At 55.9% G+C, this 23,153-nt stretch carries 13 protein-coding genes; 6 read left to right on the plus strand and 7 right to left on the minus strand.

Annotation, left to right across the window (positions count from 1 at the left end; genetic code table 11):
• The coding region (locus RE6C_RS17110; RefSeq protein WP_039962369.1) for an alpha-amylase family glycosyl hydrolase at nt 1-1,764 on the plus strand (1,764 nt) is incomplete at its 5' end.
• A 37-nt stretch (nt 1,765-1,801) separates the two neighbouring features.
• Here the strand turns inward: RE6C_RS17110 and RE6C_RS17115 are convergent.
• The 4 genes from RE6C_RS17115 to RE6C_RS17130 all read right to left on the minus strand — a co-directional run bounded on the left by RE6C_RS17115 (nt 1,802) and on the right by RE6C_RS17130 (nt 7,977).
• Nucleotides 1,802-3,259 (minus strand): DUF1501 domain-containing protein, encoded by a 1,458-nt coding sequence (locus RE6C_RS17115; RefSeq protein WP_039962362.1) that lies wholly within the window; start codon nt 3,257-3,259, stop codon nt 1,802-1,804.
• A gap of 27 nt (nt 3,260-3,286) precedes the next feature.
• Entirely contained in the window at nt 3,287-6,034 is a 2,748-nt protein-coding gene (locus RE6C_RS17120; protein WP_008658494.1) for a PSD1 and planctomycete cytochrome C domain-containing protein, read from the minus strand.
• A 184-nt stretch (nt 6,035-6,218) separates the two neighbouring features.
• On the minus strand, nt 6,219-6,698 hold the full coding sequence (locus tag RE6C_RS17125; RefSeq protein ID WP_008658496.1) for a hypothetical protein: 480 nt from the start codon (nt 6,696-6,698) through the stop codon (nt 6,219-6,221).
• 4 nt (nt 6,699-6,702) lie between these two features.
• Complete coding sequence (locus RE6C_RS17130) at nt 6,703-7,977, minus strand: competence/damage-inducible protein A (protein ID WP_039962363.1); 1,275 nt, start codon at nt 7,975-7,977, stop codon at nt 6,703-6,705.
• Nucleotides 7,978-8,171: 194 nt separating this feature from the next.
• On the opposite strand from RE6C_RS17130, the gene eboE reads away from it, so the two are divergent.
• A complete protein-coding gene (gene eboE / locus RE6C_RS17135; protein WP_008658498.1) occupies nt 8,172-9,572 on the plus strand; it encodes a metabolite traffic protein EboE in 1,401 nt (466 codons plus the stop codon).
• Between the two features lie 124 nt (nt 9,573-9,696).
• A complete protein-coding gene (locus tag RE6C_RS17140) occupies nt 9,697-10,437 on the plus strand; it encodes a pyridoxine 5'-phosphate synthase (RefSeq protein WP_008658499.1) in 741 nt (246 codons plus the stop codon).
• Between the two features lie 142 nt (nt 10,438-10,579).
• On the opposite strand, the gene RE6C_RS17145 is transcribed toward RE6C_RS17140, so the two are convergent.
• Nucleotides 10,580-12,070 carry a hypothetical protein gene (locus tag RE6C_RS17145; RefSeq protein ID WP_008658501.1) on the minus strand — a complete coding sequence of 497 codons (1,491 nt, stop codon included), beginning with the start codon at nt 12,068-12,070 and terminating at the stop codon, nt 10,580-10,582.
• Between RE6C_RS17145 and RE6C_RS17150 the strand changes: the two genes are divergently transcribed.
• Together RE6C_RS17150 and RE6C_RS17155 are read left to right on the plus strand one after the other, a co-directional pair.
• Nucleotides 12,064-13,122 carry an extracellular solute-binding protein gene (locus RE6C_RS17150; RefSeq protein WP_008658500.1) on the plus strand — a complete coding sequence of 353 codons (1,059 nt, stop codon included), beginning with the start codon at nt 12,064-12,066 and terminating at the stop codon, nt 13,120-13,122. The two genes, RE6C_RS17145 and RE6C_RS17150, sit on opposite strands and share 7 nt — an antisense overlap.
• Nucleotides 13,123-13,468: 346 nt before the next feature.
• Nucleotides 13,469-17,941, plus strand: a complete 4,473-nt coding sequence (locus RE6C_RS17155; RefSeq protein WP_008658502.1) for a PVC-type heme-binding CxxCH protein — start codon at nt 13,469-13,471, stop codon at nt 17,939-17,941.
• Nucleotides 17,942-18,203: 262 nt separating this feature from the next.
• Here RE6C_RS17155 and RE6C_RS17160 read toward each other — a convergent pair whose 3' ends face one another.
• Complete coding sequence (locus RE6C_RS17160) at nt 18,204-19,361, minus strand: AraC family transcriptional regulator (protein WP_173401803.1); 1,158 nt, start codon at nt 19,359-19,361, stop codon at nt 18,204-18,206.
• A gap of 289 nt (nt 19,362-19,650) precedes the next feature.
• The gene (locus RE6C_RS17165) at nt 19,651-20,817 is read right to left on the minus strand and encodes a baeRF3 domain-containing protein (protein WP_008658507.1); all 1,167 of its coding nucleotides are present in this window, start codon (nt 20,815-20,817) and stop codon (nt 19,651-19,653) included.
• A 626-nt stretch (nt 20,818-21,443) separates the two neighbouring features.
• Here RE6C_RS17165 and RE6C_RS17175 point away from each other — a divergent pair.
• The gene (locus RE6C_RS17175; protein WP_236618289.1) at nt 21,444-22,856 is read left to right on the plus strand and encodes a hypothetical protein; all 1,413 of its coding nucleotides are present in this window, start codon (nt 21,444-21,446) and stop codon (nt 22,854-22,856) included.
• Nucleotides 22,857-23,153 lie beyond the last annotated feature (297 nt).

Consider the following 23,153-nt stretch of genomic DNA (forward strand, 5'->3'; position numbering starts at 1 on the left):
CCAGGAATGGGGGCCATCGTTCACGACGACGGAGTTGCGTTCCGAGTTTGGGCACCCAACGCGGATCGCGTGAGCGTGGTCGGCACGTTCAACGATTGGCAATCAGAAGCCGCTCCGCTGAAGCGAGAAGAGCACGGGACTTGGTACGTGAACGTTGCCAATGCGAAAGCGGGTGACGAATACAAGTACAGAATCACCCGAGGCGACAACTCCTTTGATCGCATCGACCCGTACGCCCGCGAAGTCACCAACTCGATCGGCAACGCGGTCGTCTACAAAGACACATTCGATTGGAAGCATCCGACCTTTCACCGGCCGACTCAGAACGAGTTGGTGATCTACGAGATGCACATCGGAACGTTTCATCGAGACGATCCCGATCAACCGGGAACGTTCTCCGATGCGGTTGCGAAGTTCAAGCATCTCAAAGAGCTCGGTATCAATGCGATTCAGATCATGCCGGTCGCCGAGTTCGCTGGGGATCTTTCGTGGGGTTACAACCCAGCGCACATCTTTGCGGTCGAACAGGCTTATGGTGGTCCGGACGCGTTGAAAGCGTTTGTCGACGCAGCACATGAAGCTGGTTTCGCGGTGATCATCGACGTTGTCTACAACCACTTTGGCCCCAGCGATTTGGATTTGTGGCAGTTCGATGGTTGGAGCGAGAACGACAAGGGCGGCATCTACTTCTATCAGGATCACCGGTCCAACACGCCTTGGGGCGACACGCGACCTGACTACGGTCGCGGCGAAGTTCGCCAGTTCATCCACGACAACGCAATGATGTGGATGCGGGAATACCATGCTGATGGATTGCGGTATGACATGACCGCCTACATTCGTACGGTTTCCGGTATCGGCGACGACGACATCGCGGAAGGCTGGGGATTGATGCAGTGGATCAATCGCGATTTGCGAAACGAGTTTCCGGGGTGTTACTTGATCGCGGAAGACTTGCAGACCAACAACTGGTTGACCAAGACGGAAGACCAAGGCGGTGCGGGCTTCACAACCCAGTGGGACGCGGCCTTCGTTCACCCGATCCGAGCGGCGGTGCAAGAGATCGACGATGCACATCGAGACATGTGGGCGGTGCGAGACGCGTTGTGTCATCGATACAACGGCGACGCTTTCCAACGAGTCGTGTACAGCGAATCGCATGACGAAGTTGCCAACGGCAAGTCTCGCGTTCCCAGCGAGATCGATGCGGAGGATCCCGAAAGCCGCTTTGCAAAGAAACGAACGATCCTGGCAGCGGCTTTGGCGTTGACTGCACCGGGAGTTCCGATGTTGTTTCAAGGCCAAGAGATGTTGGAAGACGACTGGTTCGAGGACACGGATCCGCTCGAGTGGGAACGGACTCGCCGCCTTCGAGGAATCAAACGTCTGTTCCGTGATCTCATTCATTTGCGTTTGAACAAAGACGGTTTGTCAAAAGGGTTGACGGGCCAACACATCGTGATGCATCACGTCAATGAAAATGACAAGGTCGTCGCGTTCGTGCGGCGTGCCGAGGATCCTCAAGACGACGTTTTGGTGCTGGCCAACTTTGCCAATCGTTCTTGGGATCAATACGAAATCGGTTTTCCCGATTCAGGCGATTGGCAATTGAAGCTGAACACAGATTGGTCCGGCTACGATCAAGACTTCGACGATCACCCGGTTGAACATGTCGATGCGACGGACCAGCCGTACGACGGTCTGCCCGCTCGAGCGGCGGTGTCCTTTGGGGCTTACGCGGTGCTGGTGTACACGCGGAAGTGAGGCTTGGATAAGCGAGTCCCAAGGCCGATCGCGAACCTCAATTTAGGACTTCGTTGAGGACGTGGCCGTGGACATCTGTCAGGCGACGTTCAAAGCCGTTGTGATAGTAGGTGAGCCGCTTGTGGTTCAAACCCAACAGATGCAAAATCGTGGCGTGGAGGTCGTAGACGGTGCTGATATTCTCGACGGCTTTGTAACCGAATTCGTCGGTTGCTCCGTATGTGAAGGGGGCTTTGACGCCGGCTCCCATCATCCATGCGGTGAAGCCTTCCGGATTGTGGTCACGCCCGCTTGCTCCTTTCTGGAAAGTTGGCATGCGCCCGAACTCGGTCATCCATACGACCAAAGTGTCTTTCAACAGCCCACGCCGCTTCATGTCTCTCAGCAGAGCGGCGCAGGGTTGATCGAGCACCGGACCGTGCTTGCTGTATTGTTCGTGAAGCGATTTATGTCCATCCCAATTGCTCACACCTTCGCCGCCGGTTTGATAGGCGCCGTTGAACAGCTGCACAAAGCGGACACCGTTCTCAATCAGCCGCCGCGCGAGGATGCAGTTCTTCGCGAATTGTGCCTTCAGAATGTTCTGCGAATCGTCGGCTCCGTATTCCCTTAGGGTGCTCTTCGATTCGCTCGATAAGTCGGTGACTTCGGGAACGCTCAACTGCATTCTCGCCGCGAGTTGATAGCTGGAAATCCTGGCTGCCAATTCGGTATCACCCGGAAATTGTTTGAGATGCCGTTGGTTCATCCGTTCTAGAAAACCGCGAGTTGCTCGATCGGTTTCGGGACTGACACCCGCCGGGATGTCTAGGTTATCCAGCGGTTTGAGGGCACTGAATTCGGTGCCTTGAAAGGCGGCCGGCAGAAATCCTGGTCCCCAGTTGTTGACGCTTGACTGCGGAGTGCCACGCGGATCGGCGATCGCGACGTAGGCGGGTAGGTTTTCGTTTTCGGTTCCAAGGGCCCATGTCGCCCACGCTCCCATACTGGGGAAACCGTCGAGCGTTTGACCAGTCGACATGAAGTTTTCGCCGGGCCCGTGCGTGTTGGTTTTCCCCGTCAACGAATGGAAAAAGCACATGTCGTCGGCAAGTTCTCCGAGTTGAGGCACCAGCTCCGAGATCATCTTGCCCGACTGGCCACGTGGTTTGAACGCCCACGGACTCTTGGTCAGCATCCCTTGTTCGCCTTGAAACGTTACCAAGGACTCCGCACCCGGCATCGGCTGACCGTGGCGTTTGATCAGCTCCGGTTTGTAGTCAAAGGTATCGAGTTGACTGCAAGCGCCAGCGCAAAAGATCACCAACACGTTTTTCGCAGCGGCAGGATGGTGCGGAGGTCGGCTGGCAAACGGTTTCGCCGGATCGATGTTCGGGCGAATTGGTGTTGAATCAGCGAGCAATCGTTGTTGATCAAGCAAGCTCGCCAGAGCGATGCTGCTTAGCCCAGACGTCGCTTGAGTGAGAAAGTGTCTGCGGTTTAGGAATGGAGTCATGATTTACTCTCTTCGCGTCGCTCCCAATTACGGAATGAACACAAACTCGTTTGCATTCAGCATCGCCCGGGTGAATTGTTGAATGCCTTCTTGCTCGATGAAACTGACGCTATCGGCTAGTTCTTCATCGGTTGGCTTTCGTTGAAAACACAACCGCCAAGCTCGCGTGATTTGATGTGACAGTGTGTCTGATTCATTTTCCAAACGCTTCGCGAATAGGTCAGCTTGTTGCATGACAAATCGACTGTTCAGAAGATTCAACGCTTGCAGTGGCGTGGTGGAGCGACTGCGTTTCGCCACGACCATGCTGGCGTCGGGACAATCAAAAGCACCGAACACCTGCTCGCGTTCTTGACGAACCTTGGTCATGTAGATCATCCGTCGCCAATCTGCTGGGCCGAACGTTTGTTTTGCGTGATAGTGCCGCACGTTCTCCAGTTCCACTTCAAACGGGCTGAAGCCTGGCCCACCGGCGGCCTCAAGATCAAGCACATCGGTGACGGCAAGAATGGAATCGCGAATGGCTTCCGCCTCCAATCGTCGCGGAGGGAAACGCCATAGCAAGCGAGAGGTCGCATCGACTCGGATAGCATCTTCGTGGGGCCGATTGCTTTGTCGCCATGTGTCTGAATTAAGAATGAGCCGATGGATGTGTTTGAGAGACCAATCGTGGTCCATCAGTTCGCTGGCCAGCCAATCGAGTAGCTCGGGGTGACTGGGCGGTGATCCGTTGAGTCCAAAATCACTGGGCGTATCGACGATTCCCGTGCCAAAGTGGAATTGCCACAAGCGGTTGACGATCACGCGAGCGGTCAGCGGGTTGTCCTTGCTGGCGATCCAGTTTGCCAATGCGAGACGACGGTCCCGCTCGGGTGCATTGGTTGCCAAATTCAATGACGTGAAAACTTCGATCGCGTTGGGAGCAACTTGCTCACGCTTCGCGTCCGGCTCGCCGCGATAAAGACGATGAGTTGGCCCGGGTTGTACGAACGTCCCCGCATAAACGAGCGTTGACTTCTCGAGTTGTTGCTTTTCTTCGAGAGCCGCCTGCAAACGGTTTTGCCAATCTCGTCCTTGCTGTGCTTCCGCAGAGGGAAACTTTTCGAACTGATACTTTGGACTCGCTGACTTTTTGCCGGTGAACGTTTTGCGATCCGCCGATGATGTGAGCAATTCCCAGTTGTCAGCTTCCCTGGCGGAGTCGATGCGATATTCGATCGGCAATCGGTCGCTGTATTTTCCGCTGCGATCGCGACTCCACACGATGCGGTCGATGACGGTTGGTTCGGCGAGTTCAATTTGCACCCAGCCGCCACTGGAAGAATCGACAATCCAGCTGTGGTCATTGCCGTGGCGACCATCATTGATGTGCATCAACTTGTGTTTTGGATGCACGAAGTCGCCGGACGATATCACCTTGGAACCGCTGCTCGCCAAAGCGACATTGAGTCCGTTGGAATAAATTTCCAGCTCATCCAAGCACCCTTCCCCGCCGGTGGTTTTCTGAATGGTGAAACGAATGAACCGGGCTTCTCGTTCTTCGAAGACCTCTTCGTTTCGCTTTGCGTTGACTGCCGGACGGGGCTTCGACTCGTCAATGACGATGAATTTCTTCAATCGGTTGGTTAGTCCGGAGATCTCCTCATCGAGCGATGCGATTCGTTTCGCGGTTTCCGGCGTGGGTGGCAGTGCGCGATCGCCATGCTGGACGCCAGCGAACACGGCTTGCATGGAGTAGTAATCACGCTGGCTGATTGGATCGAACTTGTGGTTGTGGCATCGTGCGCATCCAGTCGTCAGCCCCAAGAACGCGGTGCCGGTGGTGTTGATCATGTCGTCCAACTCGTTCATCCGCTGAGTCTGTCGCAGCTTCGGATCGGACCCTTTGACTTGATCGACCGGACCAGCAACCAAGAACCCGGTTGCGACGTCCGCTCCCAATGCATCGCCAGCGATCTGCTGCCTTACAAACTCGTCATAGGGCTTGTCGTCATTGAGCGACTCGATGACCCAATCGCGATACTGCCAGGCTGTCGGGCGTTCACGGTTCATTTCATAGCCGTGAGTCTCGCCAAATCGCACCAAGTCCAACCAGTACGTCGCCCATCGCTCGCCGTAATGCGGGCTGGCGAGAACACGCTCGACAAGGTTCTGCCAGGCGTCGTCACTTTCATCGGTCGCAAACGCTTCGACCTGTTCCGGTGTTGGCGGGATACCGAGCATGACAAGATACAATCGCCGAACCAAAACCTTTCGTTCGGCGGTCGGTGACAAGGTCAAACCGTTGGCCACCAGTTTTTCATGAATGAAACGATCGATGGAACTTCCGTGCGAACGTTTCACCGGCTGAAACGACCAGTGCGATAGTTCGATGTCCGTCTTCTCAGGTCCGTAGCTTTCGGGAGTCTTGGCACCGCCGGCGATCCACGCTTTGATCGACGCGATTTCAGAATCCGAGAGCGAATCATCGGGCGGCATTTCCATACCGGATTCTTCGTGCTGAATGAGTTTCAGTAGAAAACTCTCGCCCGGTTTTCCCGGCACGACGGCGGGTTCGCCGGAGTTGCCACCGGAAATCAGAGCGGCCAGGCGGTCCAGGCGAAACTGGCTTTCCTGTTCATCCGGTCCATGGCAATCGATGCAATGAGCCTGAAAGATCGGTTCAATGTCTTTGATGAAGTCAACGGCGTTCGCTTCACAACCCAAGATGATTGTGAAGAGAAAGACAGAAAGACGGACCCGAGAGAATGAACGGCCTTGTCGATTGAGCGTCATAAGCCTGACATTCCATCATGGAGGAAGATCGTCTGGTCAGCCGATTGTGCATTTGCCGCAATGGAATATACACGGCGGCGAGCCCGGTGGTGGCGTGATGGCTCTTGAAGACTGGCTTATGAAACGCTTGGCTGCTCCGAATTTCTGTTGGATCTTTCTCGTTTGGACAAATGTCAGACGGTGGCTATTGCTCTTTCGCGGGCGTGATTTTGCCGAACAAGTGACCGCCCTTTGCATCATGCTGCCAAGTGCCGGCGTAGCGTCCGTCGTGAATCAGAACTCGCGAAGAGAACGTTCCCAGTCCGGGGATCCAAACGGAATCCATGGTGATGACCGGGGTGCGATCCGACCAAAGGATCTTCAGTTGCATCGGGAACTCGCCATCGGTGTCACCGTATTTGATGGCGACTTTCATCGAGTACATATCAGGCTCGGGAAGTTTCTCGCACGACTTGATCGTGTACGACTCGGGCTTCAACGCTCGATCTTCTTTGCCATCGACGGTGAAGTGGCCCGTGAACGTGGCACCGCTGAGGTACTTGGCCAATCGCAATTCGCGAGCATCTTTGTCGGTCGATTCCGTGGGAGCTTGTGCGGTCGCCACGCTGACGTTGGTGACAAGCATTGTGATACAAGCGAACACCAAAACGATGGATCGAATCATGGTTTCAAACTCCTGATGGGGCGGTAACAAAACACTTTCGTAACCAGAACAAACCCGCTTTTGCGACGCGGGCGTGCAAGATGCTCGGGTGAGCTCCGAGGTGTTGTGTGATGGATGGGAACGAACCATCGGGTGCTGCAACGAGGAATGTGACATTGCTTCCCGGCAGCGGATGATCGCTGGTTTGATGCAGGCTGGGGTACTCGTCGACGAGCAACACCCAGTCGGCCGATAACCGTTGACGCAGTGCGGTCAAACACGTTTCCGCGGAAGCGTCGTCGGCCATCCCGGTCCATTGTCGCAGATCGTCGAGGTTGGCGAGTGAAATTCCGCCGATGAATGCGGGAACATCCGCGGTGAATCCGGGCTCGTCCGAAACCGCAGCGAACCAATCACCCAGCGGAGCGGCGCGGCCGAGTTCCACCAACAGCAAACGTTGGCCGACTTTGTTGAGGTGTCGGATCACGGCGTGATGTTGTTCAAACGTTTCGCCGTCGCCAAAATAGTACTCGCCCGCTTTCTCAAGAATCTCATCGCGGGTGCCGGCAATCGCGGCTTCGCAAGCCTCGGGAGTTTCCCCGGTCGCGACGATGCGCAGTGAAATGGTCGCGGCGCTGACGGTGATGCCGACTCGCGGCTGGCGGTCTCGAGCGATCATGCCGCCCAGTTTGGCTTCCATGTCACTTTCGCCGATGCCAAAGAATTTCATGATGTGGTGGGCGATGTGCTGACGCTGGCCGTTGGTTGCCAGAACCGCGGGAGCCACCGATTCGTCGAACATCGTTTTCATCTCAGCCGGGACGCCTGGCAGGGCGAAGATGCGAGATTGGGTGCCGTCTTCGCGAGTCGCACGAACGTCGATGCCGGGCGCGGTCCCTTGCGGGTTGTGAATGGGGGTGGATCCCAGCGGGAACATGGCCTGGCAATGGTTGCGTTCCGGCATTTCGCGGCCGCGGCGTTTGAACATGCCGCGAATGAACTTCAGCGAAGGTTCGTGCAATTGCAGTGGCAGTCCCAGTGATTCAGCGATGGCTTCGCGAGTCAGGTCATCTCGTGTGGGCCCCAGTCCACCCGTTGCGACCACCACGTCCGCTCGTCGAGCGGCGATCCGGAAAACGTCGGTGTTGTGCGACAGGGTGTCGGCGACGGTGGTGTGAAATTGAACGTCCACGCCCAATTCGCCCAACCGCTGACTGAGCCACTGGGTGTTCGTGTCCAATCGAGCTCCGGTGATCATTTCGTCGCCGATGGAAATGATTTCGGCCGTGGTGTGTGGCATTCGGTTGGCGTGACAAAATGGATGCAAGTGGAAGGGTGAAAAGACCCGCTCGCCGCGTTCACCTGGGGCGACAAATCTTGTCACGCAGCTTAACCTTTGCGGGACAGTTCGTCATTGGAGTTGGATGACCCTTCCCGCCAGCGAACCGCACAGTCTGACGCAAAATCTCGACGCAAACTGGACACTCACCAAGCATGACATCATCGCCCACCGGTTTTCCCGACGTCACAGCGGTCATCGAAAAGTCACACGGCAAAGCGGTGGACGACGCCAAAGGAGCGAAACGTTCCAGTGATTCTGACTCGCCGATCCGTTGGACGGTGGGGTATTGCACCAACATTCACGCGGGAGCGGATGTTGCGGGCGTGACGGACAATCTGCAGAACATTTCCGCGGAAGTTCGACGCCGGATCTTGAATTCGCAGTACGCCGATGAGAACGGTTCGCCAAAGGTTCAGACGGGCAAAAATTTCGCGACCATCGTCAGCACCGCACCGCCGTTGGGAATCGGTTTGTGGTTGTCGGCCGAAGCGACCGCGGACCTGCGACGCAACGGACTGAAACCGCTGACCTCGGCGATGAAACAAGCACGCTTGCTCGCCTACACCATCAACGGGTTCCCGCATGACAACTTTCATCAAGACGTTGTCAAACACGCGGTGTACTCGCCGACTTGGTGGGAAGACGAGCGAATCATTTACACGCGTGAGCTGGCGAAGATCTTGGCTGAGATCCTGCCGGCCGATACGAATCTGGGCACGATCAGCACGTTGCCAATCGGTTGGCCTCAATCGACCGATGAAGACGGCAACCGAGTCAGTGTCACCGACGACCAGTTGCATCATGCGGGAACCAATCTGCGACGCATGGCGGAAGACCTGCGGCGATTGGAGGATCGCACGGGCAAGCGAATCGTGTTGGCGATCGAACCCGAACCAGGATGCATCTTGGACACCGCGGCCAAGGTGATCGATTGGTTTGATAAACAATTGCCCGATGCCACGCACCGTCGCTACATCGGCGTTTGCCACGACGTTTGTCATTCGGCTGTGATGGGCGAATCGCAACATGACGTGTTGGCCGCTTATGCCAAAGCCGGGATCGTTGTCGGCAAGATTCAAATCAGCAGTGCGATCGTGGTGGATTGGAGCCGAATCGCGGACACCGATCGCGAAGCAACCCTGATTCAGCTGCGTTCGTTCGCGGAAGATCGTTACCTGCATCAAACCGGCCGAGTGACGGCGTCGGGGAAGTTTGTCTTGGAAGAAGACTTGCCCGCGGTGCTGGCGGATTTGGATGCCAACCCAAGTCGTTATGCGGCTGACAAGCGATGGATGATCCATTTCCATGTGCCGATCTTTGCCGAACAATTTGGACATCTGCAAACCACTCGAAGCGATGTGCTGGACACGCTGAAGAGCATCGTCGAACTGACGGATGCATCGAAGCGTCGACAGCCGCTTCAGTTCACCGGGCACTTGGAAGTGGAAACGTACGCTTGGTCGGTGATGCCCGAATCGGCCGGTCGAAATGACTTGGCCGGCGACATTGCCTCCGAACTTATTTGGTTGCACGATGTCTTAGCGGACTGTTGATCAGCCGGTATGCGTTTGTGTCCAGTTTGAGTTCGGTAAACGGTGCCAATGCCCGGCGGCTGATGCTTCGATCTCCGGACGATAGCGACTTCCCTTTCCTTCATTTCATTTTTTCATTCCACTCATGCCGCATTTCATTGATCTCGGTGTCAACGTCGATCATGTTGCAACACTCCGTCAAGCTCGTCGGGGGCAGGAACCGGATCCGATCACCGCGGCATCGCTAGCGGAACAGGGCGGAGCGGATGGCATCACGTTTCACCTGCGCGAAGATCGACGGCATATCTCCGATCGCGACGTGGAGCTGTTCGTGCAGACGGTTCAAGTGCGAACGAATTTTGAATTGGCTTGCGCGGCTGATGTCCTGGCGATCTGTTGCCGTGTGCAACCCGATTGGGCATTGTTGGTGCCCGAAAGCCGTGAAGAAGTGACCACCGAAGGTGGCTTGAACGTCGCCGGTGACTCAGGCCGCATTGCCGATGCGATCCTAATGCTGAAAGACGCCGGGATTGCAACCAGCCTGTTCTTGGATCCAGAACCCAATCAGATCGAGGCGGCAGCGAAGTTGAAAGTTGACGCGGTGGAACTGCACACGGGGCCGTATGCGTTGGCACGAGGCACCGCGGTGGAGCACGAGTTGGGGCGACTAGCGGATACCGGCAAGATGATTCGTGATGCGGGAATGCGTTTGCACGCCGGGCACGGATTGAACTACGTCAACGTGCGACCTGTCGCGGCGATCGATGGGATGGCGGAACTGAACATCGGGCACAGCATCGTCAGTCGATCGGTGATGGTCGGAATGCGAGAAGCGGTTGCGGAGATGCGGCGTTTGTTGGATAGCGTGACGATTGCGGGGCGGTGAATTGTGGGGCGGAGAGATTGCAAATTGCAAAATGGACGTTGCAAATGGGGTGGTGAGACGCGGGAGGTGGCGCCTCGCTTTGTTCCAAAGCATTGGTTGGGTGCCATGTGGGACATGGCCTACTTTCAGAAGGTAGATGCAATCACCAGATTGGTGCGATTTGGACTTGGTAGGCTTCTTGGGTGTCTGGGGTGGTATCGACCGGGGTGTGGCCGGCGGGCAGGTTGATTCTCAGGAGGACCCACGAAGGTTCGGTGATTGCAATCACGCTTGTTCCCATCGTTGGCGTTGACTCATCGGTGGATTCTTCTGATGCGATGGCAGTGGACTTTGCCATGTCGGCTCGTGTGATGACCGGGCGAATGTCCAGACCAGGGATGGTTGTTCCGGCCGGTGTTGCGATTGGAAGCACGCAAACTTGCAGCTGACCAAGTGGATGGCCACGGTTGTATTCCAGCGTGATGCCCGCGGGTTCACTGATCCAATCCGGCGTGACGTGACATCGTCCGTCGGCTGCGAAACGCAGGCGGGCTCCTTTGGGAAACCACACGCCAACCGATTGCCAGGACTGATCCGGCGTCACCCTCATTTGAATGGGCACTCCGCTGGCACGGGGATCGGATGTGGATAGCTTCACCCGATGACGCGACCAATCAAAGCCATAGTCGAGATCATTCATCATCAACCGCCAGCGTGCCGATAACACGGGCCATTGTTCCGCGACTTCGCGATAGAATTCGGATGTGAACGCTTCGCTTTGATCCGAGCCGTTGCGAGCCGCTTTCAAAAACGCGGCATTGGATTCAGGAGATTTGGTGAACAGCGAAGATGCGGCCCAGCACCACGTGTAGGCTTCGACTTCTCCGTTCAGTTCAGTGGGCAGTTTGAGAACGGATTTGAGCGTGGGCAATGTGCCCGCCTCTCGATGTTGGGCGACGATCTTGTAGCGTCCCCATCCAGGAGTGTCCAAGCGGTCGCGTGGCAACTGATTGATGGTGAACACATCCATCGATTGTGCCAGCACCGATGTGTTCAGCGAGAGCTCCGATCGTGGTTGCTTTGAGGGCGTTGGAACGCGATCGCGATGCAGTGCCAACAATTCCGCGGTGCCCTCCATGTACCAGCTTGGGCCGCCAGCACCAAACAGTTCAAACGCGAGCGAATGAATTCCTTCGTGCAACACCAAGTGGCGGTTGTAGTACGTCGTGTCTTGGTGGCGGATCCAAATCGTCTGCGGCGTCGAGTATCCGTGGTCGAATCGCGGCACATAGTTTGGGAGGGCACCTGATTTGCGAAACGTGTCGACGTTCCTCATCAAGTAACCTTGGATCTTCCAGTTCGCAGCCCGAGATTCCGGCACGCCCCAAAACGCCAACCATTGAGGAACCGAATCGTCAAAGGACTGAATCAGATCGTTCAGTAGCAACGCATCGTCGACATCGCTGGTCAATCTCAAGTGCTGGCCTTCTCGCGTCAGCAAGCCGGTTTCGTCGAAGTCGTTTTCATCCGCCGAGAGCGACGGGGTGGTCAACGAAACGATCCCACCGATCGCCATCGCGAGCAGCACACGCCATAATCGAGTTTGCAAACGCTTGTCCATCATTCCTCCAGCGTACTCGGCTTCACGTGTCATTGAAAACTGTCTGCGTCCCCGTCGCTTCGTTTTCCGCCCTGCAACTCGTTTCCGTCGCCGTCTGGCTGGCGTTTTGTTCCGGTTGTGTGTCTCGTAGCGAATCCGACGTCGTCGTTTATTCGGCTCTCGACGAAGATTTCGCGGCTCCTATTTTGGCCGCGTTCGAGCGATCGACCGAGAATGAGGTGGGCGTGATCGGAAAGTACGACATCGAATCCACCAAGACAGTCGGCTTGGCCAACCAATTGATCGCCGAGGCTGACGCACCGAGATGCGATCTGTTTTGGAACAACGAGATCATGCACACGGTGCGTTTGCAGAAGCTAGGCATTCTCGAGCCTCATGATTGGCGGGTGCCGTCGACTTGGCCGCAAGACATGGTCGCCAGCGATGGGACATGGTGCGGGTTTGCTGCGCGAGCTCGGGTGTTGCTTATCAATACAGATTTGCTACCCAGCATCGATGAGCGTCCGACTCGCGTGAACGAACTGGCGGATCCCAAGTGGGAACAGAACTGTGCCATGGCTCGGCCGTTGTTTGGAACCACGGCGACGCATTTTGCTGTGCTGCGAGACATCATGGGCAAAGAGAAGACGCTGGAGTTGTTGGAAAGCATCCACGAAAACGCGGTGGTGTTGTCGGGCAACAAGCAAGTCGCGCAGGCGGTTTCGTCCGGCAAGGTGGCTTGGGGACTGACGGACACCGATGACGCGATCATCGAAAAGGACTTGGGGTATCCGGTCGAAATCATTTATCCCGATCAACAACCGGAGCAACCCGGAACGCTTCGAATCCCAAACACATTGGCAATCCTCAAGAACGCCCCGCATCCGGTCGCGGCGGGCAAGCTCGCTGACTTTCTAATGACGCCTGAGATCGAAGATCGATTGGCGATGGGGCGAAGCAGTCAGTTGCCGATCAGCAAAGAGAGCAAATTCCCTCCCGCTGTTTTGCCAAGTGAACCGGTGCGTTGGATGCGTGTTGACTTCGAGGCCGCCGCCGAGGATTGGGACGCTTGGTCAAAAACGTTAGCGGATCTGTTCGCCGGCTGATCCAATCAGTTTGCTATTTCGTAGAGAACGAACGACGATTGTTCCGGGACGTCGCTTACGTCCGAATGTTATGTTATGTGCCACCGATGAAAGCGGTTCCAATTCCATCGTTTTTTCGCCGTCTTTGGCACCAACGAATCGAGTAGCCTGGTGAAATTTTACATGCGAGGTGCGTGATTTCTCATTGTTGCTTGCGTAGCTATGTTTAGCATCAAGTCGTTGTTTGCATCACAATGGCTTGCTCTGCCGCTTTGACTGCTCGACTCCGCACGGTCGTCATGGAAGATCCGGCGTCGACCTCCTTCCGAACACTTCGTATCACGGCACTTGTTGTCGTCCCATCCTAATGAAGAACACCTTGCTTATCGCGATCGCTTTCCTCGCGTCTTGGACGGCCACCTCGGCTTGGCATGCCGAGAACGCATTCTCCGCCGACCAGCGCCGACTCAACGTGCTGTTTTTGGGCGACAACGGGCATCATCAACCCAGGCCGCGGTTCGGTGAATTGCAGCCCGCGATGGAAAGCAACGGCATCGACCTGACCTACACCGACGATATGTCGATGCTGAGTTTGGACAAGCTGAACGAATACGATGCGTTGGTGTTGTACGCCAACATCGATGAGATCGCGAAACCACAAGCCGATGCATTGTTGCAATACGTCGAAGAAGGTGGCGGGTTTGTGCCGCTGCACTGCGCAACTTATTGCTTCCGCAACAACTCTGAAATCGTTGCGTTGATGGGGGCTCAGTTTCAACGTCACGGAACGGGCGTGTTTCGAACGACGCCTGATAAACCCAATCATGAAGTGATGAAGGGTTACAGCGGATTCGAAAGTTGGGATGAAACCTACGTTCATCACCTGCACAACGAGACGAACCGAACCGTCTTGGAATACCGCGTCGATTCCAGCGGACGAGAACCATGGACTTGGGTTCGTGATCAGGGCAAAGGGCGTGTTTTCTACACCGCGTGGGGACATGACAGCCGAACGTGGACCAATCCCGGATTTCTGAACTTGGTCGAGCGTGGCATTCGCTGGGTTGCAAAGAAAGATCCACAACAAGCCGGCGAGTTTGCGGATGCGGCCGCGTTCCCAGTGCCCGAAATGACATCGCTTCCCGAAGGCGACAAGCCGTTCACGTTCACCGATGTCGGCGCAAAGATTCCCAACTACACCGCGGGCGAAAAATGGGGCGAACAAGGCGAATTAAAAACGTTGATGCAGGACCCGTTGCCGCCTGAGGAATCGATCAAACGCTATGTCAATCCGAAGGGCATGCACATGGAGTTGTGGGCCTCAGAAGGTGGTATGGGAGGCAAGCCTATCGCGATGACTTGGGACGAACGTGGGCGTTTGTGGGTTTGCGAAACGATGGATTACCCCAACGAACTGCAGCCCAAGGGCAAAGGCCGCGACCGTATCCGAATTTGTGAAGACACCGACCAAGACGGCGTGGCTGACAAGTTCACGTTGTTCGCCGAGGAATTGAGCATTCCCACGACGTTGGTTTGCTACCGCGGTGGCGTCATCGTTCAGGACGGCCAAGAAACGGTTTACCTGAAGGACATTGATGGCGACGACAAAGCCGACTTCCGCCAAACTCTGATTACCGGTTGGGCACTGGGCGACACTCACGGTGGCGTCAGCAACTTCCGCTATGGATTGGACAACTGGATTTGGGGGATGCAAGGCTACAACGCCTCTCGCCCGGTTATCAACGGTGAACGCCAGCAAGGGTTTCGGCAAGGTTTTTGGCGTTTCAAAGTGAACGCCGATCCGAATGGAGAAGCCAATGCAATCGACGGATCAGCCGCTGGAAACGACTTCTCTGATCACACGTTGCGTGTCGACAAGGTCGAGTTCATGCGAGCGACCGACAACAACACCTGGGGATTGGGTTTCACCGAAGAAGGCTTGGTGTTCGGATCGACCGCCAACCGAAACCCCAGCAACTTCTTGCCGATTCCAAACCGCTACTACGAACAAGTTCGCGGGTGGTCACCTCAAACATTGCGCATGATCTCGGACACTCACTTGTTCGATCCGATCACGCCGAACATTCGTCAGGTGGACCAGCATGGCGGCTACACCGCTGCGGCCGGTCATGGCATTTACACTGCTCGGCAGTACCCGCAAGCTTGGTGGAACCGAACCGCGTTTGTGTGCGGTCCCACGGGGCACTTGGTCGGCACGTTTGTGTTGACACCTGACGGAGCCGGATTCAAATCCACCAGCCCATTCAACTTGGTCGCCAGCGATGATGAGTGGGCGGCGCCGATCATGGCAGAAACTGGGCCGGACGGATTTGTTTGGGTTCTGGATTGGTACAACTACATCATCCAACACAACCCAACGCCGCACGGTTTCGAAACCGGCAAAGGCAACGCTTACGAGACCGACCTGCGAGACAAAAAGTACGGGCGAGTTTATCGCTTGGTCACCGATGGAGATGACGCCAAGACAGTTTCTGTTCCAAGTTTGAGCTCGGACGATGTACCAGGCTTGTTGGCTGCTTTGAGCCATTCCGCCATGCCGGTTCGCTCGCAAGCTCAACGCTTGTTGGTGGAGCTGGGCCAGCTTGATGATGCGACGGTTTCGTCTTTGTTGGAATTGATCGCCGATGAGGATCAAGACGCGATTGGTTTGACTCCCGGAGCGATTCACGCTCTGTGGACGCTGGATGGATTGGGAATGGTCGGCAGCGGCAACGCGACGATCGATGCCGCTGTTCGAGAAGCTTTGCAGCATCCCAGTGCTGGGGTTCGTCGATCGGCGGTGAAGGTGCTCGGAAGCTCTGAAGAAGACATTCAACATCTGATCGAATCCGGCGTGTTGAGCGACGGCAATGCTCAAGTCCAATTGGCAGCGTTGCTGAAATTGGCTGAGCCGACCACGCCGACCACCGACATGGTTGTCAGTGCATTGGTTCAATCGATGAAGAGTCTCGGCGACGATCGATGGTTGCTTGATGCATGGACAAGTGCGACTGCGATGCACGCCGGTGGGGCTTTGCCAGCTGTGTTGGCATCCGCGCCGGAACGCGACCTTTCGCGATCGATCCGCGGTCGACTCAACGTGATCAGCGAACACTTCGCTCGATCGCAACCCGATGCCAAATCACTGCAAGGCTTGATTGAATCGGTTGCCAAAACCGCTGCGGGCAACGCCTCCGGTGTTTTGGAAGGACTCGCGGAGGGATGGCCAAAGGATCACAGCGTTGAGCTTCCCGAAGCCGCTGAGTCGCAACTGGTTGCCTTGTTCGATCAAGTCTCCGTCGATCAACAAAGTCAGCTTGTTCAGTTGTCCGAGATGTGGGGCACCGACGCGTTGACCGAAAAGGTTGCTGAACTGGCCGACCAGATGCTCGAATTGGTCCAGGACGATTCGCTCAGCGATCGAGATCGAATCAGCTCGGCTCGCCAATTGGTCGCGATGCAGCCAACCGACGACGATGTGGTTTTCGATCTGCTGGAAAGCATCGGTCCGCAAACGTCACCCGCCGCAACGGTTGGAATTCTGGATGCACTGAAATCCAGTCGCAGCGAAGAACTCGGTGGTGCTCTGATCGAACAGACCGCAGCATCAACCCCGTCGGTTCGCGGTTCCATCATTCGTGTTTTGCTTTCTCGTCCCAACACGACGTTGGAATTGATCGACAGCATCGAAGCGGGTGAACTGCGAATGTCGGATCTTTCGCTCGATCAACGACAAGCTCTGAGCAACCACCCCGACAAGGCGATCAAGCAGCGAGCTGAAAAGCTGCTGAAGTCATCCGGTGGTGTTCCGACTGCGAACCGAGTTGCGTTGCTGCACGAGTGGTTGCCGGTTGCTCACGCGAAAGGCAATGCGACACTGGGAGCCCAGGTGTTCAAGAAGCATTGTGCCAACTGTCATCGCCACAGCGGCGAAGGAGCCGACGTCGGTCCCGATTTGACTGGTATGGCGGTTCATCCAAAGGAAGAACTGTTGACGCACATCTTGGATCCCAACCAAAGCGTGGAAGGCAACTTCCGTACGTTTGCCGTGCTGACGACCGAGGGCCAAGTCTTCACAGGGATGCTCGGTGGTGAATCGCGGACATCGATTGAATTGATCGATGCTCAAGCCAAACGGCACACGATCTTGCGGGAAGAAATCGAGCAATTGAATGCTTCCAGCCAATCGTTGATGCCGGAAGGTTTTGAAAGCCAGATCAAAAAGGAAGAAATGACGAACTTGCTCGAGTTCCTGACCGCTCGCGGCAAGTACACACCATTGTCATTCTCGGGGATCGCCACGGCGGTCAGCACCAAAGGGATGTTCAGCAACGGTGACAACGGTCCCGACCGAATCATCTTCTCGGATTGGGGACCCAAGCAGCACAACGGCGTGCCGTTCAGCTTGGTCGATCCGCAAGACGGACGCGTGCCGAATGTGATCCTGTTGCACGGGCCGCAAGGCAGCAAGCCACCATCGATGCCCAAGCAGGTGCCGATCGTTTGCAACGCGAGTGCGTCCGCGATTCATATTCTGGGTGCCGTCAGCGGTTGGGGCTTCCCATTCGGATCCGAAGGGTCACACACCGCAACGGTTCGTCTGAAGTATGCCGATGGCGAAGTGGAAGACCACAAGCTGCTCAACGGTATGCACTTCGCTGACTACATCCGCCGCGTGGATGTTCCGGAATCGGAGTTCGCGTTTGACGTTCGCGGCCAGCAGGTTCGCTACTTGAAGCTCACCCCGAAACGCCAAGAACCGCTCGAGACGATCGAGTTGATCAAGGGAGACGACAGCAGTTCGCCCATCTTTGTGGCAATCACGGTCGAATCACCCTGATCTTGACTTGGCAGCTTGTTTCGCGATCACCTCGCTGTTGCGAGTTGGTCGCTTGGATGGGCTTGCGGGTTCAAAGAGTTGAAACGCGGAGCGAACGGAGGAGCGGAGAACGCGGAGTGGTCTGGACAATGAAATTCCTCCGCGATCTCCGCTCCTCCGCCTCTCCGTGTTTTCATCGAGCGCGTAATAGTGAAGTTGAAGATCCGGGCTGGCGATTTGCTCGCTTCAGTGATCTTCGGATATCCGAGACCTTCGCAGCCGATTAGATCTTCCGGAATTTGCGCCGGTAGGTCGCCGGTGGATGACCCATGGCTCGCCGGAACGCGACGCTCATGTACTCGTGGTTCTGGAATCCGGTCCGCCGAGAAATTTGAACCAGCGTCAGGTCAGTTTCGATCAACAGATACCGCACACGTTCGATTCGGCGGCGTGTGATCTCTTGGTGAGGTGTGCGTCCCATCAAAGCCAGGAATCGGCTTTCAAAAACTCGCCGTGACAGAGGCACCTTTTTCACAACGTCTTGCACGTTGATGCCGTCGCAGCAGTGATCGCGGATGAAACGAACCGCGGCGGCGATCTCAGGATCCTTGATGGCCAGCACATCGGTCGATTGGCGGGTTGCCACGCCGAGCGGTTCGATCAAATGAGGCTCAGCGTGAACTTCTTCACCCCGCATCATCGCGTCCAGCAACGAAGCCGCTTCGCGACCCGTTTGGTGAGCGGCGGGCACAACGCTGGAAAGTGGCGGCGTGCACAAGTCACACAGCAGTTCATCATTGTCGACGCCCAGCAAAGCGAGTTCGCTGGGGACTTTGATGCCGTGCAAGCGGCAAACGTCCAAGATCTTCTGTGCCATGATGTCGTAACATGCCAGCACTCCGATTGGATGTTGGAGTGACAGCACCCACTCGGCCAAACGTTCGCGTTCACGCTTGAGTGACTGCGGTCTGCGGTCGTCGACATTGAAATTGAACGAGTGGCACTCGAACCCGTCTTCCATCACCCGGGCCTCGAAGGCTTGACGACGCAGGATCGACCAATTGAAACGAGACTCACCGCAGAACGCGAAATTTTCAAACCCGCGTTCGCGGAAGTGTTGGTAGGCCAACTCGCCGATCGCGACATCGTTGGTCTCCACCCATGGAATATTGGGGATGCGGCGAGCGGCACTGACATCCACCACGGGAATCTTGAGATTGCGAACCGAACTTGCAATTTCCTCGTTCTCGATTCGCGCAATCAACCCATCTCCTTCCCAGTCGTTCAGCCAACTTGGTGGAGCGGCACCGCGTTCTTGCTCGACCAAATAAATTGACCAGAGCTCATGCTCGTGAATGTAGGAGGCGATTCCGCCGAGTAATCCACGCGCATAAGCATTGGATGTTTCGATGAGGAGAGCGACCGCTTTCTGCTTTGGCATCTTCTTCCAACAAATCAAACCTAGCGAGCGAGGAATTGCCCCCGCGATTCGACGCTGAAACCGATTGTCTATGCATTTGGTCCCGCGTGGGGGTCCATCATAGACAATCGAGATTGACGTCTAGAGGTAAAAAAGGCATGTTGGATGTGCTATTTCACTCGCGTGGGTTGCTGATTTTGGTTTGGTTTGGTTTGGTTGCGATGAGGGATGAGTGCGAGTCATCTAGGAGTGTTCCCAGCGGCTCGCACGAATCCGACGCTGGTTGGCCGATACGCCGGCCTCCTGCAAATCAATAGCGGAAAATGGCGGCCATCGGCTGCTTGGAAGAGTTGCTTTGCAGTTCACGGACCGTTCCACCTGACTTCAGGGTTAGTCGAACGGCGGTGTTGACCAGATCGGTACCGTCTTCATCCAGTGTGACCTGGTGTTTGGCTTCATCGCAACGGCCAACGATTGGCTGGTCTTCGCCCAATAACAGTGTGTCGACACGGCCCTCGGTAGCTGCGAGAACCACTTCCTTCCAATCGTTGGAACCCTGTTTGTCCGCGATCGCGGAGCCGAGACGTTCTGAGATCACATCGTCGTTATGTTGATTGTGCTCTTTCGCGAAAGCGTTGATGCGAGCTTTCAATTGGGAATCGCTCAGCCCATCGGGACTGACGTGGATGCACTGAGTCAACTCGACGGCTTCAGCGGCGGCATCGAAATGTCCTGCGACTTCTTCGGTCGCAACGGCAACGAGTTGTTGATCGGTGTTGTAAAGACGCTTTGCAACATATTCGCCAACCCGCGAAAGGTAGGCTCTTCGATCGGCCTCAATCTTGTCCTCGCCATTTCCATGGCCGTGGTACATGACGGTTTCCGATCCTCCGCCACCGAGTGTTTCGTGTGACGAATATTGCAACTGCTTCTCAGGATCTCTCGCAGTGACGAGTTCGTCCATCGTTAGTGGAAAAATGTCGTCTTCAATCTCCAGCGTCGTGTGACCATCCGAGCGGAACAAACGAGCTCGCTCCCAAGAGAGAGCCAATGTCATCAGGTTTGTTTCACCACAGGCGACACTTGCGATGGGCCGGAGATTGAACTCTGAACTGACTGAAACGGTCTCGCCGGGATCATGGCTCAGGAGAACGCGTTCTTCAAATCCTTCGCTGACGTAGATCGCCAAACCAGCGGTTTGGTTTTGCCAGAAAGTCGAGTCGTGCTCGAGCTTCGCGAGTTCCTCCAGTTGTGGAAGAAGCGGACTGTCTTTCTTCTTCAGTTCGCCAATCGCTTGATGCACCAAGTTCTTAAATCGGATGGGATTTTGATTGGTGTCACGGCCCGCCTGATAGGTGCCCATCAAAATGGAAACGCAGTCGCCTTTCTCATGAGTCAACAGTTCAGTCAATTGTGTCTTGGTTGGAAACGCGATCACGGTCGATGTCCTCTCTGAATTGGCAATGAAGTGGCTCAATCGTCTGTCGGTGAAGACCGCAAATAGGGTGCCGATGAACGTTGCGAAGCGTCTGGCAGGAGAAAGGCGTGACGACGAAATTTCCCCGTGAGATATTTTCCGTCAGTGGCAAGCTGTCTTGATGCCCAATCGCACTGATGTCGAAGCGCATCGACGTTATTTTGTGATTGGCGATACGCATGTCGCTCTACGTCCAAGGCAGATTTGTGCCGAGAGCGGACAGCGTGGTTGATTCGCGGCCGGCTCGAGTTTTCTCGCGGCAGGTGACTGTTCGGATGTTCTCGATCGATCGACGAGTTCATAAGGAACGGGTGAACAACAAGCGACATAGCGGAAGGGCGCGAGCGCTCCGGTTCCTCGCCGGGCGGCTTGCGCCGCACCGCTAACATCGTCATTTGTTGTTCAATCCTTCCTGAGCAATCCCAGGTTCCTGGCACGCTTCGTGCATGTCTACGACGGGCTCGTTTCGAGCTTCCTCACCAAACCACTCTCCGTTTGGCTTACGATGAAACAACGCTCGAGCAGAGTGCGTTGTGTCGGTTGCCATGGCAGATTGGGTCGATTGGTGAAAGCCGGACTTCAGTCACACCTCAACGCTCGCTCCAATCAAACAGAGGACTCATCAAATGTCACGCCTATCTCCAACGCATCAAATTCACGCCGGTGACCTGCCTACTAATTCCGCGGGTGAGTTCACGGCCACCTCGGGTCGGAGAAGCCGCCGCCGTTGGCGACGCTCGGTGTTGGCGGCGATGCTCTTAGCTGGTGTGACGACAACAGCGACCAACGTATCCGCCCAAGATTCGCGAATTGCCGAGCCTGCCAATGCCTTGCGCCAAGTGGCGGGGAATGAACAGGGCGATCCCAACCGGATCAGTGATTGGGGCTTGGCCGGCGTGATTTGGAGTGACGCGAGCTTGGTTCGCAAACTTGCCTCCGAGTCCGTTCAACGCACCAAGGACCCAAAACAGGTTGCTGAGTTTGAGCGATTGGTTCGGCAGTCGACGGAAGTGATCGAGTCCCTGGAATCGTTTGGCTGGAAACTGCGTCGACAACAAGCCGAACAGTCCGGCAATCCGGTGACTGAACAATCGCAGGTCAGTTCCGAACGAATGCGAGCGGAATCGCAACCGCAATCTTCTGAGCGTCAAACGGAAGAGCCGTTGCCCGATCCAAAGGAAGTCGGTGAAAAGCTCGCCGAAGAATTGCGGCAAACTCGTCCACCCAAGGCGTCCGCAACCGAAAGCGACGATCGATCAAATGAATCTCCGGAAGGCGAACTGGCCGCGGAAGCGAATGGATTGAAACGATTCGATACTGAGACTCCCGCGGGCGTGGATGACCCAGGCATCGATGATGAATGGACTGCCGCCCGCACTCCGATCGATGTCGACAACTACCGCGTGGATGACTACATCGATGAGACGCCTGCGGAAGAAGCCAACATGGCCGATGCCGTGGAAGACGGAGTGGAAGGTGCCATTGCTTCCGCTGCGGGCCGACTCGGCACCGGACGTGACTTGGGTTCCCGAATCAGTGAACGTGAAATCCAGACGCTTTCGGCAACGCTGCCCTATTCCGACGACTCCATTTACGACGCGGACGATTACGATCCCGACCGGGACTACCGAGTCGACAATCCACTGGCTGCAGTGCCCGGTGCTGAAACCGGTGCTGACTTGGGTGATGGCGACGATGACATCAGTCGACGTGCTGACCCGAAGGTGATCGATGGGGAAGACGAAATGATCGCGGAATTGGCAACGCCGGATGCTCACCGAAAGGTGCCCGCGATGCAAAGTCGTTCGAACTACCAAAGGTTCACAACGGAAGAAGCTGTTCAGGAACGTGACGCTCAATGGGTCCAGTTTCAATTGGACTCGAATGAGTTGGTGCTAACACGTCACACGACGCTTGAAAATCTACAGCAACGAACCAACGACGCGGTGATGAAGCTGAAGTCGGATGCCAGCGTTGCGTGGGACACAACCGAGAACGAACAGCTCAAGCGAGTGTTGAAGGCAGTCAGCAAGTTCTAAGATTTTTGGAGTGCGACGGAAACGCTTTGCATTCATTTGTTCCGCGTCGCAGTTGACCGGGCCCGATTTGCTGCTGCTGTTGATGCAGCGGTAGCAAGCCGTAAGTGTGAGTCAGAGCCAAGAAGGCTGGCAATCTGCTGTAGCTTCAAAGTCTGAGATCAAGCCCTTACTTATCCGACCCACGCATTCGCTTGAACGCTGTGTTAAACCGCAAGGACATCGCAGTTGGCTGGCAACGGGGCGGCTGAGTGTCACATGCGACATTCATCGTCCTGTCCCACCAATTTTTGTGGACAC

Origin of the sequence: Rhodopirellula europaea 6C (assembly GCF_000338295.1) — a bacterium.
Taxonomy (GTDB): domain Bacteria; phylum Planctomycetota; class Planctomycetia; order Pirellulales; family Pirellulaceae; genus Rhodopirellula; species Rhodopirellula europaea.